13 protein-coding genes are annotated in these 19,158 nt (G+C 45.0%); 4 read left to right on the top strand and 9 right to left on the bottom strand.

Annotated features, from left to right (window positions below; genetic code table 11):
- Positions 1 to 88: 88 nt before the first annotated feature.
- From ACESPU_RS08945 to hflX, 9 genes are all read right to left on the bottom strand, one after another.
- Complete coding sequence (locus ACESPU_RS08945) at positions 89 to 2,329, bottom strand: glycoside hydrolase family 2 protein (protein WP_373133285.1); 2,241 nt, start codon at positions 2,327 to 2,329, stop codon at positions 89 to 91.
- 134 nt (positions 2,330 to 2,463) lie between these two features.
- Entirely contained in the window at positions 2,464 to 3,723 is a 1,260-nt protein-coding gene (locus tag ACESPU_RS08940) for a cellulase-like family protein (RefSeq protein WP_373133283.1), read from the bottom strand.
- Between the two features lies 1 nt (position 3,724).
- The gene (locus tag ACESPU_RS08935; protein ID WP_373133282.1) at positions 3,725 to 5,161 is read right to left on the bottom strand and encodes a sugar porter family MFS transporter; all 1,437 of its coding nucleotides are present in this window, start codon (positions 5,159 to 5,161) and stop codon (positions 3,725 to 3,727) included.
- Positions 5,162 to 5,193: 32 nt separating this feature from the next.
- Positions 5,194 to 5,982 (bottom strand): glucose-6-phosphate isomerase family protein, encoded by a 789-nt coding sequence (locus ACESPU_RS08930; protein WP_009016584.1) that lies wholly within the window; start codon positions 5,980 to 5,982, stop codon positions 5,194 to 5,196.
- Positions 5,963 to 6,922, bottom strand: a complete 960-nt coding sequence (locus tag ACESPU_RS08925; protein ID WP_048927042.1) for an ROK family protein — start codon at positions 6,920 to 6,922, stop codon at positions 5,963 to 5,965. The genes ACESPU_RS08930 and ACESPU_RS08925 overlap by 20 nt, the downstream gene beginning before the upstream one ends.
- Positions 6,923 to 6,925: 3 nt before the next feature.
- A complete protein-coding gene (locus tag ACESPU_RS08920; RefSeq protein WP_048927041.1) occupies positions 6,926 to 7,483 on the bottom strand; it encodes a glucose-6-phosphate isomerase in 558 nt (185 codons plus the stop codon).
- 97 nt (positions 7,484 to 7,580) lie between these two features.
- The gene (locus tag ACESPU_RS08915; protein WP_005863332.1) at positions 7,581 to 8,462 is read right to left on the bottom strand and encodes an AraC family transcriptional regulator; all 882 of its coding nucleotides are present in this window, start codon (positions 8,460 to 8,462) and stop codon (positions 7,581 to 7,583) included.
- Between the two features lie 5 nt (positions 8,463 to 8,467).
- Positions 8,468 to 10,456, bottom strand: a complete 1,989-nt coding sequence (locus ACESPU_RS08910; RefSeq protein ID WP_158532904.1) for a DUF4954 family protein — start codon at positions 10,454 to 10,456, stop codon at positions 8,468 to 8,470.
- Between the two features lie 21 nt (positions 10,457 to 10,477).
- Positions 10,478 to 11,689 (bottom strand): GTPase HflX, encoded by a 1,212-nt coding sequence (hflX, locus tag ACESPU_RS08905; protein WP_005859898.1) that lies wholly within the window; start codon positions 11,687 to 11,689, stop codon positions 10,478 to 10,480.
- A gap of 73 nt (positions 11,690 to 11,762) precedes the next feature.
- Between hflX and ACESPU_RS08900 the strand changes: the two genes are divergently transcribed.
- From ACESPU_RS08900 to ACESPU_RS08885, 4 genes are all read left to right on the top strand, one after another.
- The gene (locus ACESPU_RS08900; RefSeq protein WP_373133281.1) at positions 11,763 to 13,565 is read left to right on the top strand and encodes a T9SS C-terminal target domain-containing protein; all 1,803 of its coding nucleotides are present in this window, start codon (positions 11,763 to 11,765) and stop codon (positions 13,563 to 13,565) included.
- Positions 13,566 to 13,614: 49 nt separating this feature from the next.
- Positions 13,615 to 13,833 carry a hypothetical protein gene (locus ACESPU_RS08895; protein WP_005863339.1) on the top strand — a complete coding sequence of 73 codons (219 nt, stop codon included), beginning with the start codon at positions 13,615 to 13,617 and terminating at the stop codon, positions 13,831 to 13,833.
- Positions 13,834 to 14,269: 436 nt separating this feature from the next.
- Entirely contained in the window at positions 14,270 to 17,458 is a 3,189-nt protein-coding gene (locus ACESPU_RS08890) for a TonB-dependent receptor (protein ID WP_005863341.1), read from the top strand.
- Positions 17,459 to 17,483: 25 nt separating this feature from the next.
- Entirely contained in the window at positions 17,484 to 19,115 is a 1,632-nt protein-coding gene (locus ACESPU_RS08885; RefSeq protein ID WP_048927038.1) for a RagB/SusD family nutrient uptake outer membrane protein, read from the top strand.
- Positions 19,116 to 19,158 lie beyond the last annotated feature (43 nt).

Raw genomic sequence — 19,158 nt, 5'->3', positions numbered from 1 at the left:
GAGTATTTTCAAAAAAGGGGTAGCATTCCCCTCGACAGCACTCACGAGGAGTGCCGCCGTAGGAAATTGGATATAAAAGCTAACCTAACTAATTTAATGTATACTCGAAGTAATCTTTGAAAGAGGTTACCGCATCGCCTACTTTTAGATAACGGCGACTAAGTACTGGTTTCGCCCCCCCCTTCTCATGATACTCGGCTATCAAAAGATAACCTCCTGCTTTTGAGGGCAATTTCAGAAGGCAAGGCTGAAGCCGCTTGCCAAAAGGTTCAATCACAATAGACTCTTCTTGTGTCGAAATAATAGTTCCTTTCTCGTCTAGTAGTTTCAAGAGAACTTTTCCAGACGACTCCTTATTCAAGTCGTTCACCCCTACCAAGTTGAATACTAAATCACTACCCGGTTTCAAAGGCTCGAGATGTTTGGTATAACGACGATCCGCTAAATCGATAAAGACTGCCGAGGGGGCGAAACAATGCTTGAACCAGCGGAAAGCCGGTGAAGGTTCCAAATCCTTGATATCATTGATGAACCAATCTCCCGTGAAACCATAATTATTTGTCAAATGACAAAAAGCCAAGATTCCGCCTACCGAACGTTCCGAACGCAGCCATTCCGTCTCAAGTTCCAACCAATATGCCTGCAATTCACGACATTGTTCCGGAGTGGCATTCTCGCCAAGATAGTAATTGTAATTGTTAAGTGTCAATTTCGAGGGCCGTCCATCACGCCATAACCAAATCCATCCGTACTCATTCACCAACTGAGGAACGCCCGCATCTAGTATAGAAGAGAAACCTACCCAATTCTCATGCAATGCACCTAAGTTATAGGGATTGTTTTTGAAGTAATCGTTCAGTTCGCTGGAATGCATCAACGTAAGCGCACGATAAGGGTGTGGTTCATCCATCTCATCGTTCGTCCCCATCTGATCTGATGTCATGTAACCGGCATCCCAGATCCGGGTCGGGTCTAATTCCTTTAGTTCGGGAATCAGCGTATTTCCTATATAATTGTCCCAGTTCTCATTGATCGCATCCCAGATCACGATACTGGGATGATTCCCATCGCTCCATACCCAATTCGTATACTCCTTACGTACCTGTTCATCCCATCCATGATTTTGCCAATATAGCCACTCATTCTGTAATACGATACCATACTCGTCGCAAAGGTCATACCAGAAGTCAGGTACAATTCCTACACATATTCGCATAGCGTTCCAACCGATTGACTTTGGCAGGTCTACCATCAGCTTCTTCACCCATTCCCGATCCCAAGCCAACGCTTGACAATCCGGGTCCTCAAAGAAACGTTGAAGCGTAATATTGGAACCTCGTAAGTAGAATTTATCCCCATTAAGCGTAAAGAATTTACCTTTTAGAAAAAAATCACGCATACCGAAGTTCACGGAATAACGATCTACAAGCTCATCTTGGTCATACACCGAGACCTCACCTTCGTACAAGAAAGGGGAATCAGGAGTCCAAGCCTTCGGATTATCCAAAGAGATACTCGTTTCGAAATAAGTCCTATTATCCCGCTTAGCCTCACCTTCAATCATTTTCTTTCCTACTATCCTCCCCGTAGTCTTCTCCTTGACACAGAACTCAATCTTACAAGAATCCTTCATTTTATCCCCATACAACATTTGGGGTGGATACAAACTTCTCACCAAGGTCTTAACTGTCACCAATCCTTTAGCCAGAGAAGGCAGGAACAAAACTTTATCGACCCGCATCTTACCGGTAGCCGTAATGAACACATCATCCCAGATTCCGGGTAGGTAATGGACTTTCTCCTTATCCGTTCCGCCGGCGGCCTCGCTAGGCAACCACGCCCGGTCGCCCACCTGAATCAATATCTCATTGTCCGAGCCATATTTTACGGCACTCGTAATATTAAAATCCATTGGAGTATAGCATTCCATAGAAGCCCCCACTTCATGCCCATTCACGAAGACTCGTGTAACATATTGGCTTTTCTTTATCGTAAGGAATAATTGCTCATCCTTAAATTTCTCATCGATAAATACTTTCCGCTTATACCAATTATACATCGGCGTATAATCTCTCTCTAAGAAATTAAACTGTTCCACCAGCTCCACGCCGTCAGGTTTCTTAAAGAATTTCTCGTATTGAGAGATTTTAGGCCTTGCTAAATGCACCAATCCCGGAACCGGTATCTTACGGGTATATTTCCGTGGAGGAAAAGCCAGTTCCGTTTGATCGAAATCCCATTCCCCATTTAATGAGATCGTTGTCCTCCCATCATCGGCCCAAGCGAATACAGATAGGAAACAACACATAATTAAAATTATTCTTTTCATGACATCCAATTTATTTAACTCTTTTACGAAGGCAAGTTACAATTATTAAAGACATAAACTTTATAGAAAGTTACCTCCTGCTTTTAGAATCTTATCAAAATATAAGAATGATCGTAATACATACCATCCCAAGATTAAAGCCGTTTCAACAATTTGGCCGCTACCTCATTATTCTTCATGAGAGACGCATCAATCGGAGAAGAACGGATAATAGAGGTCAATCGTTTATGCCATTCCACATCCCGCCACATTCCAACAAACTGAGGCCCACAAAAATTACTGGTTGCTACACCGACCCACATACCCGTACGGGCAGCCGTAATAGCTCCTAACTCGCAAAGATCCTTTATCCAATCCCATTTCAATAAAGGCCAATCCTTATAATCCACCAATCCCCAACATTCTGTCGTAACGAGAGGACGGCGATTCTTCCGGGCCACGGAAGCCATAAGCTCGATCTTATCAGTCAACAATTTCTGCCAATATTCAGGTCTTTCCCGATAAACCCGTTCCGCGTTTTTCACCACATTCTTATAATCATCCGGTGAAAAACGATTGTAGCCATATCCCACCAGCTTATAAAATTCTCCACCATTCTGTTGGGCCATCCAAATATGATGCTCATACAAATCAAGAAAAGAGCAATCCACCTCTTCATATTTCTTGACATCCCCATGATCAAAAGAATATAAGAATGGCATATCCGGATATGCTTGTCGCATCTTCTCCAACGAGGTTTTCATCCATCGTAAGGATTCCTCCTTATACCAATTCCCCCAACCGACATTCGGATAGGTTTTAGCGAAAAAAGGAGCCCACGAATCACCGGGCCACTCATTGCAAAGATCTACATAAAGGATCGTATCCAATAACCCATCCTCCTCGACCGAACGAAGGGTTGTCAGCCAGCAATCCGCCAATTTCTCCGGTGTATCCAATTTCAGGCAAACCTCATCCACATCGAGACGATACCAAGAAGAAAGCCCGACCTTAATATCCCGCTCCTTACATTTCGACAAGAACAAGTTCAAATTCGGTTGAACTTGTACCTCATTCATATCCGGACTTCCCCAATCTTGCTGATTCCAAACTTCTTTAAGTAACCATTTCTTCATTGGATTCTCCGCCATTAAATGAGGATAAGCATCAATACGTATCGCATTATACCCCCGTTCCGAGAGCTCGTCCAATACTTGGTCCCAGTCCTCATAACCGGCTCCGGACCAACGCCTCTCCAACCAAGAAAAATCCCACATAGTGATTGCCCGGGGCGAGATTTCTCCTTTCCCGGCAAAAGCCATTTCTCTTTTAGTTGATGCCTTTGATAAATCAAAAGCCACTAAGCCGCCTAATGCCGCAACTGCTGTTTGTCTAATAAATACTCTTCTATCCATATTATATTATTTTATCTTTCGGGTGTCCTCCTTTTCTCCAAAAAGCCTCGATCTTCTCCAATGAAACTCCTTTCGTTTCCGGTACATAGAAATATCCCCAAATAATCGCCACAATTCCAATGAACGCATAAAATAAGAACGCTCCCGCCGGATTCCCTTGGCTTTCGCCATTGATCGTTAAATCGGTTCCCGGTATTGAGAATACCTTCAGTATCTTGAAAAAAGTAAATGATACGATCGCATTGAAAAACCATACGGACAACGAGCCGAGAGAAGTCCCCAGCCCTCTTAACTTTTGTGGAAACACTTCCGACACAATCAACCAACCTAGCGGCCCGATGCTGATAGCGAAAAATCCCACATATAAGAAAATAAGGACAATGGAAAGCCATTTCCCGGAATCCCCTAATTGAGCGGCGAATATAAAAGAGGTAGCGAGTAGCGACAAGGAAATCACGATACCACTCAACCCCAGAAAATAAAGTTTACGCCTTCCCAGCCGATCTACGAAGTAGACAGACAACAACGTGAATAATAAATTGACAACACCTACCCCGACAGAGGCTCCAATCGCAGAGACCGCACCATCGAAACCGGCCATCAAAAAGATTTTAGGGCTATAATAAATCACGGTATTGATACCTACAAATTGCTGGAAAAACATAATACCGATAGCGATAACTAACGTATTCCGTAACCAAGGCTGGGCCAGATCCTCAAAACATCCTTGTCGCTCATCATTCTTTCGCATCTCATTCCGCATCTGCTCAAATGAGGCATTTACCAAATCCGGATGCTCGACCATCTTTAAGACGGATAGGCTCTCTTCCTCCCGGCCAACAGACATCAACCACCTTGGAGATGGTGGAACCAGCAACATACCCACGAACAAAATAATAGCGGGAATCACCCCCACATAAAACATTGGCCTCCAACATGAAACAGACGTCTCATCCGCAAAATACAAATCCGAAAGATAAGATACCAGAAGCCCGATCGTAATCATCAATTGGAACATGGCGACAAACATCCCCCGTGACTTCGCCGGGGAAACTTCCGCAATATAAAGAGGTACAGCAAAAGAAGAGATCCCGATAGCCACTCCCAAGAATAAACGGGCGGCAATCAAGTGGTAAATGTCCGGAGCCCAACCCGATCCTAACGCACCGAAAGCGAAAATAACAGCCGAAGTCAAAATGACTTTCCTACGTCCTATGCGATCCGTCAATTTACCACAACACAGCGCTCCCAGAATAGCTCCCAGCAAACCGGAGGAAGTAACTACCTCCACCATACTATCGTCTATACCAAAATCTTTCTGGAAAAAAGGAATCGCCCCGGAAATCACGCCGGTATCAAAGCCAAACAATAGTCCTCCCATAGCGGCGACAATCGCTATTACATAAATCATCCAATATCTATAGCTCGTGTTTTTCATGTTTTTCTTGTGTATTTAATCCATCTATAAACTCAAGGCTCGAAATCACGCCATACCTCCGCCTTCAACGCCGGATTAGGCACATATAAGAAAATCTCCGGATTTTCCTCGAATTGTCTGTAAATAGATACCCCTTTCCGAATATCTAAAGAAATATAATCCGAAGGAGATTTACAAATCAAATGAGAGGAATCGTACATCGAATTTGCGATCCATTCTAATTCATCGCTTCCATTAAATACAGGAAACCAAGCGATTCCCCTGTGTTTACGAACCCCCTCATACACAAAACCATAATCTCTATCGCACCACGCTCCGAAAGTCAAAGGCAATCTCGGATTCGCGCTAATCGTCGCATGTACCCAATAGGGAGGAACGATCACTACATCCCCCGGAAAGGCATGTACCGCATAACATCGACCGGGCTGATCCTCCGCATACTCCTGCATATAAATAATCGCCTCTCCCGACCAAATCTCATAGATCTCCGGCGTAGACCAACCGCTATAAGGAGATATCTTATGAATATGCCCTTGACTTCTGACTGGCTCCTGCCCCAATTTACCAGCACTATATGTCACTACCCCGAATAACAAATGTAACTTATTCAGCAACGCACGATGTTCTTCTTTGCCGACATCCATAGCGATCGAGTAAACCTGCTCCGGTCCCTTGCATTGAGGATCACGCAAACTAGCCCGTATATCTTCCAGCCGGCGAATCTCGACCTCCGGACCAAATACACCCGCCCCATAGGTAAACCCCATAGGCGATTGAACCGGTGTTATATCAATTCCTTTATCAAATACAAATCCGTTCATTTTGCTGTTGTTTTACCATGAAATACTCCAAACCGAATAAAGCGGCGTCATCGCCCAAGATTGCCGGCACAATCGGGACTTTCCCGGAAGGACACCAAGCCAACTCATCCACTCGTTTGCTGATATAAGGGATAATCACCTCTTGGCTTTTTAAAATCCCCCCACCTAGAATCACGACTTCCGGATCATAAGCATGTATATAGGTTATTATCGCCGACGCCCAGATATCCATACATTCATTCCTAATTAATAAAGCATCTTCATCCCCCTCCTGCGCTAACCTAAAAATGCGCTTGAAATCATAGACATCCGCATCTCGTTTAAACGATTCCGATAAAAGGGCATGCTCCCTGACAATGGTCGGTAAGAAGAAAGAGGAAGACAGAGCTTCTACACAGCCGTTATTCCCGCATGAACACCGACGGCCCTTATAATCCAGCACAAAATGCCCACCCAAAGAACCCGCTTGAAAATGCTGTCCATACAGGAGCCGTCCATCAATCACGACTCCCGTACCGATACCGGTTCCGATTGTCATCATGACTACATTGTTCTTTCCCCGGGCCGCACCCTGCCACCATTCTCCGGCTACGGCCAAACGAGCGTCATTATCCATGCAGAAAGGAACTTCCCAATTCTCCCATGCCCATTTATCCAGACTGATCGAACAGGCATCATCATACTTCTCATTCGTAGAGATTACCCGGTTATGAATTGGATCTACCAGCCCGGGAAAAGCCAGGCCGATACAACGAAGCGCAGCCACATCAATACGCCAAGCGGCCAACAACCGATCAATCGCCTCCTTTATCTTAGGTAAGTTCGGAGCTAATCCCAGAGCCAGACGGGAAGGTAATCTCACACAGTCTACGATCTCACCATCAGACAATAGTCCGATCTTTACGACCGTCCCCCCTAAATCTATCGCTATCGTATACATAAGCTATCGCAATTTAGGGGTACCGTCCACTTCTACCAATCGGGCCGAGAAGCCCTTATTCGCGATCTCTTCATAATTATGCCCGGCATCCGAAGGCCAGCACGCAGCAAATGACAAGACGCTATTTCCAGTATTAGCTACCCGGTGCGCTACACCGCCCGGTATATAATGCAGGCTACCCGGCATCATCCTTTCCGCCCACGTATTCCGTTCTCGGTCCATCAAGATCAACATACCTTCGCCTTCCAATCCCCAATAATACTCCGAACGATCCTCTTGTTGATGAAAATGGCCTTTCGTCATGAAATACTCATCTCCCACCTTTCCCGGATATAATTGAGTAATACCAAAATAAAGCCCTCCCGGAGTGCCTTCCCGCTCCGGTAAATAACTATATACCTCGTATGCTAATTGATCTAATGGTAATTGGGAATAAGCATCTTGATTCTCAAAAATTCCGGCAAGCTCGCCTAAAGTTCTCCGGCTCTTTACCACACCTTCCCCCTTTAGCTCATCTTGAAAAAATGACAAGGATGGGATTACAATCTTTTTATGTTCCATGATATTCTATTTTACGATACAACTTATATCGCAAAAATAGATCGAATACCTTGGGCTTTATTTTAGTATTTTTCCAAACAACTATGAAATCCTGCCCTTATTCTCCATCCAGGCGCTCCTTATATTTTTTCTGGTACTCGGATGGAAGCATATTCGTGGTTTTCTTAAATTGGCCGATGAAGTTGGATAGATTATTGAATCCGGCCTCGGAGCTAATCGTGGATATCTTCAGATTTCCCTCTATCAATAGTTTTTTCGCGTGTCCTATGCGCATGTCATTCAAGTACTCCACGAAAGTCTTCTTGGTCCGTTTCTTGAAATAACGACAAAAAGCGGTCGGAGTCAAGCCTACCAAAGCGGCGACTTCCTCCAGCTTCACTGGAGACGTGAAGTTCTTCACCAGATATTTATAGACCTTATTGAAACGCTCGAAATCGTCCGAGTTGACCGTTTCCGTAAACCCCGTACTGGCTAATATCTCATATTCTTCGGAAGTCGCCATTAATTCCAGTAAAGCAATCAATTTGATCACCCTACTCGCTCCCGTCTCATTGGCGGATTGGCTGATCAGCTCGGCAATCTTCTTCCGGGACTTACCCACAAACTTAATCCCTCTACGGGAACGCTCTATCAATTCCCGGATATTATTCATCTCCGGAAGACGGATTAAATTAGGTTCAAAAATCTGACGCTTGAAGAACAAGCAAATACAAGTAGCCCGCAAGCCGGAACTCTTATCGAAATAAACAGGGTCGTTTCTCCACTCATGTGGCAGTTGAGGGCCGATCATACAAACATCGCCCTCGAAATATCCTTCCACATGATCCCCGACAAAGCGAGTACCCGTACCACTTGTGATATACATTATCTCAATAGCCGGATGGTAGTGCCAAGGCACTATAAAATGCGGTAGATCCTCCACATAGAAATGAATGTGACTATCTATCGGGAATGGCAGTTCTTGAAATAATGGTTTCATAAGCTTTATACTAAAGGTTTCAACCTCTCGATCAGTTCATCCCCAAGTGCCCGTTTATTCACGATATGTTCCTGCACGGCGGTAACAAACGGGTTATTCACGAAATCTCCTCGAACACCCTCGAAATCCTGTTGTTTTTCCTTGTTGGAACCATCCACACCGAAACCGATCATAGAAGTCAAAGAGAATTCCTTACGGGCATCCTCATAAAGCATCTCATCCAAGCGGATCACACATTCTTGCCAACGACGAACCAGATCAATAATCTCCGCGGCGGAAATCGAACGGAGATCCACCCCATAATAACGTTCGATCATCTCGTAGGCCCATGTCCATTCCAAGGAATAATAACGTCCATGAACCAAACGGAAAAAGCATTCCACATCCTCTAAGGAAGCGATTTCCCCCTGTTCGATATCTTGCAACAAGGCATCTAGCGGTTCCCTCGGGAGGATCAAGCCCGCCAAGTCCAGCCATTCTCCGGAGCCTTTGGATTCCGTAGGACGCAATTGCTCCCAGACCTCTTCCATAGAATAATAGGTCGTACCTTCCAAACGCTTGATTAACGAGTTACCAAAGAACTTATTAATTGCCATGCCATAAAAGTTCAACGCATTCCGGAGGGAGGAACCTTTTATACGAGTATTCTGATAATAATAAATCTCGGAAGTCTCTCCAACCAATGCTTGTAGGTTTTTCAAGATATCTACTGCTTTCAGCATCTTCTGGATCGTATAGGGACTCAATAGATTATAGTTAATCATATCCAAGCGATCCGGGTCCGTACGTTTATCACGCTTCGGCCATTTCTGGGCATCACGGATCGTACCTACGCTGCGAAGATTAATTCCCGGGACTAAGTAAGTCTCATCATCCTTCTCTATTAAATAGGAGAATGGAATATCGGAAGTATCGCTATGATGATGATGGCGGCCCATTACCAAAGAGAAAGCGCCGATACGGGCCGGCCAAAGAATATACGAGTCGCTGGTAGTCTTGGAACCACGTTCCACGATCCCTTGATGGATCGGTCCCAGCTTATACATATGATTACTCTGGTTGGAGCCACTTCCCGCGTTCAAGAACGAATACATTCCCGCTATCAGCAAACTGCTCTTATGCATAGACACCGTAAACGGACCGGCGAATATAGCGCAAGCCTCCCCATTCTCGAAAGCGCAGTTGCTGAACAACAAGGAATCATGGGCCGAGAAGTTATGCGTCACTTGGCAAGCCTGTCCGATAAAGCAACGGATAATCTTAGCGGCATCCGCGATCTTGGCTCCCGAAGAGACAATGAAATCTTGCGCAATCACACTATCCCCGATAAATACCGGGGCCTCTCTCTTACTATTTACGGAACCATTTTCCAGACGTGCGCTATTCTCTATGGTCGCATAATCACCAATCTTCACGTTACGGATCGTACCGGTATTGACAATCTTGACCTTATCGCCAACCGTTCCCTCCGTAGAGGCGATACCCTCCGTATAAGCGGTAATCATATCCCGCAAGCGTTCGATCAAGGCCGGACGATGGCGGTACAAAGCGATAATATAAGCCAATGAAGCCGACAGGCCATCGTAAATCGGAACCTCACGCCCGCCGGTCTCATTCAAGACCGACACCTCGACATTATTCCCGAACGTAGCCTTGCCTTCCACCAACATAACATTTATATTCTGGATAAAGCAGTCATCACCGATCCGGTAATTAGCGATATAATTCTGTACGTTTTCAATCAACACATTATCTCCCAACGTACAATTATGTAGGGTAACATGACGAAGCCCGCTATGCTTTACCAATCCTCCCGATAGAGTAAACGCTTTACGAAAGGCTCCTAACTTAACCACTCCCGAAAAACGCACGTGGTTCACATATTCAATATCAAACACCTCTGGAACCCAAACTTGATTCCAATCATCGGCCCGGCAAGCCTGAGATCGCAAGGTGGCGATCTCATCCGGCCGCAAATTTCTCAAATGATTCATTGGTACTAATTTTGTAAGACTCTACTCTTCATCGTATTGCTGAAAGAGGAAGTCATTGTAAGGGAAACGGGTGATATGGATTTGTTTGACCCGTTCATACAACATCTCTTTCAACGCCTCTATATTCGTACGTTCCTTGGCGGAGATAAAGATGCAATTATCTTGCAATTTTCCCATCCACGTACGTTTCAGTTCATCCAGATCGATATTCTCACGACCACGAGGGGTCAAATCATCTTCCTCTTTCGGGACAAAGGTAAATGCGTCCACCTTATTGAAAACCATGATCATCGGTTTCTCGGTCTTATCGATCTCCGCCAACGTACGGTTCACGACCTCTATTTGCTCCTCAAAAGTCGGGTGTGAGATATCCACGATATGTACCAGCAAATCCGCCTCCCGTACCTCATCCAAGGTAGATTTAAAAGATTCCACCAGCTCGGTCGGTAACTTGCGGATAAATCCGACCGTATCAGACAGCAAGAACGGCAAGTTCTCGATAATGACCTTGCGTACGGTCGTATCCAACGTAGCGAACAACTTATTCTCGGCAAAGACCTCACTCTTGCTCAATAAGTTCATCAAGGTAGATTTACCTACGTTCGTATATCCGACCAACGCTACACGTACCATCTTACCCCGGTTTTTCCGTTGTACGCTTTTTTGCTTGTCAATATCCACCAGCTCTTTCTTCAATCGTGCGATCTTATCCAAGATAATACGTTTATCAGTCTCCAACTGTGTCTCACCCGGACCACGCATACCTACGCCGCCTCGCTGACGCTCCAAGTGTGTCCACAGACGAGTCAAGCGGGGTAACATATATTTATATTGTGCAAGCTCCACCTGTGTCTTCGCATGGGCGGTCTGTGCACGGCTAGCGAAGATATCCAAGATCAAGCTCGTACGATCCAAGATTTTCACCTGCAATTCTTTCTCAATATTACGGAGTTGCTTCGGACTCAGCTCATCATCAAAGATCACCAAACCGATCTCATTCTCTACCACATACTCCTTAATTTCCTGCAATTTACCGGTCCCGACAAAAGTGACGGAATTCGGGTAATCCATTTTCTGGGTAAAACGCTTTACCGCATCCACCCCTGCCGTATCGGCCAAGAAAGCCAATTCGTCCAGATATTCCTTAACTTTTTGCTCATTTTGCTCAGGGGTAACCAAACCCACCAAAACGGCCTTCTCGGTCTGTGCCTCAGATATGATAAATTCTTTCATGCCACAAAGATATATTATTTCAATTATTTACGTATATTTGCGAACATATTTACAAATATAAATCAACTTAGCTATGAAAAAGAGAATTTGGCATCTATCCAGATGCGTTGTCGCTTGTACGGCATTCCTATTCGTACAACAATTTATCCAGTCACAAGTTTCAAATCCGTCTACATGGGAAAGCTTTGTGCAAAGTAACGCAAATATATCTATCCGGGATACGTTTCGGATGCAGACATTTGAGGGACTTCCTACTGATAATTGGGATTATGCCATTACAGGTGAAGCCCTTATTGAAGATATCTCCGGCGTGAAAGATATTCCTAACAGCCACGGTAACTACGGGTTACGAATGCCAATGAATACGCAAGTGGCTTTTGAGCATTTCACGTTAACAGATCATCAAGATATAAAAATCAGTATACGGAAAGGGGGCATCCTTCTAGTAGAAGGAGAAGGCATGAGAGCCAGAACCTATCGAAAAGGGGAAACAAGTTATCCCTCCTTAGTTCCAACCATAGGAGAGAGTGGCATCAATCCTTTCAAAACCACAGATATAAAAAACAATCCTCCGGGCTTAGATCTTATCGTCCCCACACCGGCCGCCAATACCAAAAACGGCTATTATTATGTAGACAGTGTTTATGCTCATGGAATCATTCCTACCTATTCCCTATTTACCGGAAACAGCGATTGGAACCATGAGGATCGCTGGAGCCACCTACCCGCCTACCGTCACCGCAACGCCTTGATTAACGGCAATATCTCCATAAATACAAATATCAGCTGTAAAGATATCTTTATTGGCAATGGAAATATCCATATTTTACCAACCGGAAATCTATCCGCAAATAACCTTACCATCTATCCTAATGATGGTATCTTGGCGTCTTCCTCCACCTTGCGATCGTCTGGAACTATTAACATCTCCGGCAAAATAACAATCGAGAAGACCTTCGCTCAAAAAGGCAAATGGTATTTTATCTCCTTCCCCTTCGATGTATTCGCTTCCGGCATAGACCCGGATTTCCAACTGGGTGATGACAAAAGCGATACAAACGGTAATTACTTTTACGTACAAACCTATAACGGAGAAAAGCGAGCTAATTCACAAAGCCCTTCCAACAACTGGGAAGTCATACCACAAACAATAATCAATACATCCCAGCCCATCTTCAAGAAGAACAAGGGGTACCTGATCGCTATTGACGCTTCCGCCGATCGCCAGAACCTTCGTTTCTCCTCGAAAGCAAAAGATATCCCTATAGATTTCGGAAAAAACGGTCAAGCCTCTATTCCGGTAAGCATTAACAACCAAAGCCAGAACCAGAATCACAACGGCTGGTATCTATGCGGTAATCCTCTGCCGGCTCCTTTATCTCTTAGTCAAATAGAATCAAACTTGGCCTTAGACGGATACATTTATATATATGACGGTTCCACCTACCAACCCTACGTGATCGGTAGCGATTTCGCCATCCCTCCATTCTCCGCTTTCTTTGTCAAAGCGAATAAAAGTACCAGCCTATCTGTATATAATACATCCGAACCAGCCAATTATAAATTATTATCAACGAACGCACCCATATCTTTCCCGACATCGGAACCTCAAGCCCGACAAGATTCCCCTGTTTCCAATCAAGTATTTTCATTTCCGGAATTAAGCTATCAGCTAGAGAACAAGACTTTATTCATTACTAATCTTCCATCCCCCGGTAAAGTCGAACTGTTTACTCCGGCAGGCATATTAGTATTCACGCAAGCGGTACAGGCAGGGAACCCTATCCTCCCGATTCCCCTCCCACAAGGTTTATATATCTTAATTATTCAAACAGAACATTATCGGGCACAGTACAAATGCGTTTTAACCTCCTAAAGCCCGAAACAATCTTATATCTTTGCCCTGTTTTTAGAATAAAACGAATATGAAGAAGATCAATATCACAACAATTGCCTTACTTGTTTACTTAATCGTAATGAGTATCATCGGCTGGCCGGGAAACAATCCCGGAAACAATTATACCGAATATTTCTTGATGATCGGCGCTACGCTCGTCATCATCATCCTTCTACGCTATCTGCAAGTCAAACGTCTGAGAATGCGAGATAAGTGGAATAAAGACGATGATCCTGCCAAGCAATAAAAACACAGCCTGTTTTTCTTCACAGAAGAACAGGCTGAATGAACTTTATTTTATTACACTAGTATTAATATTACTGCTTTTTCGCCTTCACAGGCTACTTGAATGTCTCGTAAAGACTACGCACAGTATAAATTATTCGATTATAAATAAGTACAATCTTAACAGGACACACACACCACTTGTTTCGCTTACTTTCTTAAAATGAGTTACTTTCATAATTCTTACATTTTATTCACTAGTACTAAAACGTCATTAACCAATACGCAAAAGACAGCCAATATCATTTTTGTAATCGTAGCCTAATCGTCATATCCCTGAAAGGCAATACAATCGTGAACATATTTTTAATAACATAGACATATCATCGTAATATAATCACACGTCCTTTGCGTTCTGAAAAAATAGATTAATTCTAATATATTTTAAGGACAAAAGGATGGACAACAGAAATTACTTTACGATGGCGATTCCCGCTCTTTTGCTAGGCGTAGCATACTTACAGCCAATCAATGCGGCACCGGCGGAGGATCTGCCAAACGTTACTGGACGAATGACGATCACTCAACAGACATTCACGGTAAGTGGCGTAGTCACCGATACGAACGGAGAACCAATTATCGGGGCTAACGTGATTGAGAAAGGGACTACAAATGGAGCCGTAACCGATTTTGACGGCAAATTTTCTCTCTCGCTGCAAAACAAGCAAAGCATATTGGTCGTTACTTATATCGGTTATAACACCAAGGAGATTCCAGCCGGGAATGGTTCTCCCCTCACGATCCAATTGCAGGATGACACCCAGAACCTAGACGAGGTTATCGTGGTAGGTTATAGTGTACAGAAGAAAAAAGACCTTACCGGTGCTGTTTCCGTACTGGAGGTAGGCGACCTGAAAGATACCCCGGTATCCAGTGTAGATCAAATGATGCAAGGTAAATTGTCCGGCGTAAACGTAATCCCGGATAATATGCCCGGCGGAGGCGTAGCGGTACGTGTACGCGGTTTCAGCACGATCCGTAACAATGATCCGCTTTATATCATCGATGGCGTGCCAGTAGAGGGCGGCATCAATTTTCTCAACCCGAATGATATCGAAAGTATGCAGGTATTGAAAGATGCTTCTTCTGCTTCCATCTATGGCGCACGTGCGGCAAACGGCGTGGTTATCATCAGTACAAAAAAAGGGAAGGAAGGTACTTTCCGGGTAAACCTAGACGCTTACGTGGGTGTACAAACCTCGGCAAAACAGATGCGTATGCTAAACGCCCAAGAATATGGCGACTTATTATGGCAGGCACAGCGTAACGACGGGAAATCACCAGTAAGCGACGTGTATGGCTCCGGCGAGACCGCCGTAATTCCGGAATTCCTTGACGCAGATCACCGCCTTCCCTCGGGAGACGTGGATTGGGTTGACGAGATCATGCAAAAAGCCATGGTCCAGTCCTATAACCTCTCTCTGGCGAAAGCAGATAAAGTTAGCAGCCACTTGTTCTCCCTAGGCTATTTCAACCAAGACGGTCTTATGAAATATACTGGTTTCGAACGTATATCCGGACGTTTCAACAATGAGTTCAAGCTCTTCAACGATCGTTTGAAAATCGGTGAGAACGCCACATTATCACATGCGTGGGGAACCTCGGTCACCAATAACGCCGCACTGGGAGGTATGTTATACAACGCCTATAAGACCGTATCCATTACCCCTGTTTACGATCTGGACGGGAATTTCGGCAGCAACCCGATCGCCGACATCTCCAACCCGTTAGGCGAATTATACCGTAATAAGGATAATAAAGATCGTACCACCCGTCTATTCGGTAATCTATTCGCCGAACTGAATATCCTAGAGGGACTTTATTTCAAGACCAACTTCGGAGCGGATTACAAAAACCTGTATAAACGAAGCTTCAAGGCCAAATACAACGAATTGAACACCCAGCAACCCTTGAGTACGTTGAGCACGCAAAACCGTTGGAACTTCAATTGGGTATTCACGAACACGTTAAACTATTTACGGACATTCGATAAACATACGATCGGAGCCTTATTAGGTATCGAGACAAACCGTTATCAAGAGGAATATTTCTCCGCCTCCCGTGAAGGCTTTGCCTCGGATGACGATAACTTCCATTTCCTCGATGCGGGCGATAGCGGCTCCCAGAAGAACGCAGGTTCTGCCTTTACTTCCAAGATGATGTCTTATTTCGGTAAAATTGATTATAATTTCGACAACCGCTACTTATTCGCAGCCACGTTCCGACGTGACGGATCTTCTAAACTTGGTAACAATAAATGGGGTAATTTCCCGGCTGTCTCCGCAGGCTGGCGTATCAGTAGCGAACCGTTTTATGATATTCCGGCTATCAGCAACATGAAAGTCCGCATAGGTTGGGGACAAAACGGCAACTCTGATATCCCGGCTTATTCCACGATCGATTCTTACATGAGTAATCCGAACCACTCCAACTATCCGATCGACGGTAGCCAAAGTTCCGTGACAACCGGATACACCCAAACCCGTTACGGTAACGCAAACTTGAAATGGGAGACCACCACGCAAACTAATGTCGGGCTGGATCTAGGCTTCCTAGATAACAGCCTAACCGTTGTGCTGGATTGGTTTAACAAAGATACCAAGGACTTATTATGGGAGCGTCCCTTGATCGGTACCGTGGGGGGTACAAACCAAACGGTATGGGACAATGTCGGGAAAATGCGTAACCGGGGTTTCGAAGCTGAGGTCAGCTACAATAAGAGCATCAATAAAGATTTCGGGTTCAATGTCGCCTTCAATATGTCCGCTATCAAGAACAAGATGACGGAATTAGACGGTGATGTCTCCTATATCGGACTGCCTACCAGTGTGATTCACTCCCTCAACTTCGATCAAGAGGTTTCTCGTTCCGCCATCGGTCAACCAATCGGCTCTTTCTACGCTTATAAAGAAGACGGTTTATTCCAGAGCGAGGCGGAGATCAAATCATATACCAATAATAAAGGCGAACTACTCCAACCTAACGCAAAACCGGGTGATATCAAGTTCGTAGACGTAAACGGAGATGGCGTAATAGACGGTAACGACCGTGACTATATCGGTAACCCGCTCCCCGATGTCACAGCAGGCCTTACATTAGGAGTCAACTTCCATAATTTTGACCTCAGTCTATTCTTTCAGGGAATGTTCGGAAACGATGTATACGACTTGACCCGTTATGTGGGTGATTTCTACAATCAATCGCAATACAACAAAAACAGCCGTGTCGTTAATGCATGGACACCAACCAACACGAATACGGACATACCCCGTGTCACCATGGACGATCCGAACAATAACATCCGGCCCTCGTCTTACTATGTGCAAGACGCTTCTTTCGTTCGCTTAAAGAACATGAAAATCGGTTATTCCGTACCTCAGTCCATCCTATCCAAGATTAAGTTCAATAGCTTGTATATCTATGCGCAAGCAACTAACTTATTCACGATCACAGGATACGACGGTATCGATCCGGAAGTGGGATTACAAAGTTACTCCAGTGACTACCGTAACCTAGATATGGGTGTGGACCGCGGCATCTATCCGTTATCCCGCACCTTCACCTTTGGAGTAAACGTAAGTTTTTAATCATCAAACAACAACAAACTAGAATATGAAGAAAATGATTATAGCGGCCTGTGCCGTATTCGCATTGACATCATGCAGCGATTTTCTGGAAGAGACACCTGTAGGCGAACTGACTCCCGAACAAGCACAAGATCCCAATAACATCGAGGGATTGATTATCTCCGCCTATTCCATCCTAGACGGCCAGATGGACGATGCCAGCTCCGGCTTGAATTCAGGATGCTCCAACTGGCAATTTGGCGATGTGATCTCAGACGATACCTACAAAGGCGGAGGTGGTACGGGAGACCAGAACCCGGTTCACTTGATGGAAATCTTCCATATCGACCCGACTATCCAAGATTACAATCGGAAATGGCTAGCCTTATACGAGGGCGTGAACCGCTGTAACCAAGCGATCCGTATCCTCAAAGGCAGCGATTATGATAAAAAGGAGACCCGTATCGCCGAGATGCGTTTCCTGCGTGCCCATTTCTATTTCAACTTAAAGATCATCTATAACCAGATCCCATATTTCGACGAGAGTGTCAGCGATCCTTCTGCGTTCGCCTCTATCTCGAATAAGGAGTATACATCCGATCAATTATGGGAGAAGATACTGAATGATTTTAAGGCCGCCTACGAAGGTCTCCCGGATTCCCAGCCGGATGTGGCACGTCCATGCAAGATGACGGCCCGGGCTTATATGGCTAAAGTTTACTTGTTCCAAGGCAAATGGCAGGAATGCGCTACAGCGACGGATGAGGTGATCAATTCCGGCAAATACCAGCTACTCCCCGACTTCCGGAATATCTTCTTGCCGGAAAATGACAACTGCCCTGAAATTTTATTTTCAGTCCAAGCCTCTATCAACGATGGCTCCCCGAACAACTACAACGGAAATCCGGGCGACCGTTTGTTACCTCCGGGAGGCCCTTATCCCAACTATGGTTTCCTTCGTCCTTCCCAAAACCTAGTAAACGCTTATAAGACCGACTCCAACGGCTTGCCTTTGGAAGACGGCATAGACGTTTCGGAAAATGATTATGTAGACACCCGCCTAGACCACACGGTAGCCCGCCCCGGAATCATGTTCCTAGATGTCCAACTCTATGACTGGACTCCTCGTGAGGCTACGGTTTACGGTCCGTATAGCCCGAAAAAACGTATTGTCTCCAAGAACTCAAGTTACTATTTGGCTATCTGGCCATACGTAAACGCATTGAATGTTTATATTATTCGATATGCGGACGTGTTATTGTGGCGTGCCGAAGCTGCTATCGAACTAGGCGATTTGGCTACCGGATTGAAATACATCAACCAAGTTCGCGAGCGTGCCATGAACAGCCAGACCGTAAAAACCGCTGACGGGACAGCGGATGCCGCCAAATACCGGATCGGATTATATCCGTCATTTTCCGACAAAGAGGAGGCGATCCGAGCCTTACGTACCGAACGACGTCTGGAATTCGCCTTAGAAGGTGAACGTTTCTTTGATCTAGTCCGTTGGGGAATCGCCTCAGACGTGATGAACACTTATTTCGAGCATGAGAAGACATTCCGCTCTCATCTCCAAAATGCCCGTTTCATCAAAGGGACCCACGAATACGGCCCGATACCGCAAGCGGTTATAGACCTTGCGAAAAATGGAATCATCGAGCAAAACCCAGGATATTAATGGGAATGCTCCCATTCTTCTTAAAAGAAATAGCTCCTATCCG

This window comes from Parabacteroides sp. 20_3, assembly GCF_964238835.1.
Classification (GTDB): Bacteria; Bacteroidota; Bacteroidia; order Bacteroidales; family Tannerellaceae; genus Parabacteroides; species Parabacteroides distasonis.
This window is presented reverse-complemented; position numbering and strand designations above follow the sequence as displayed.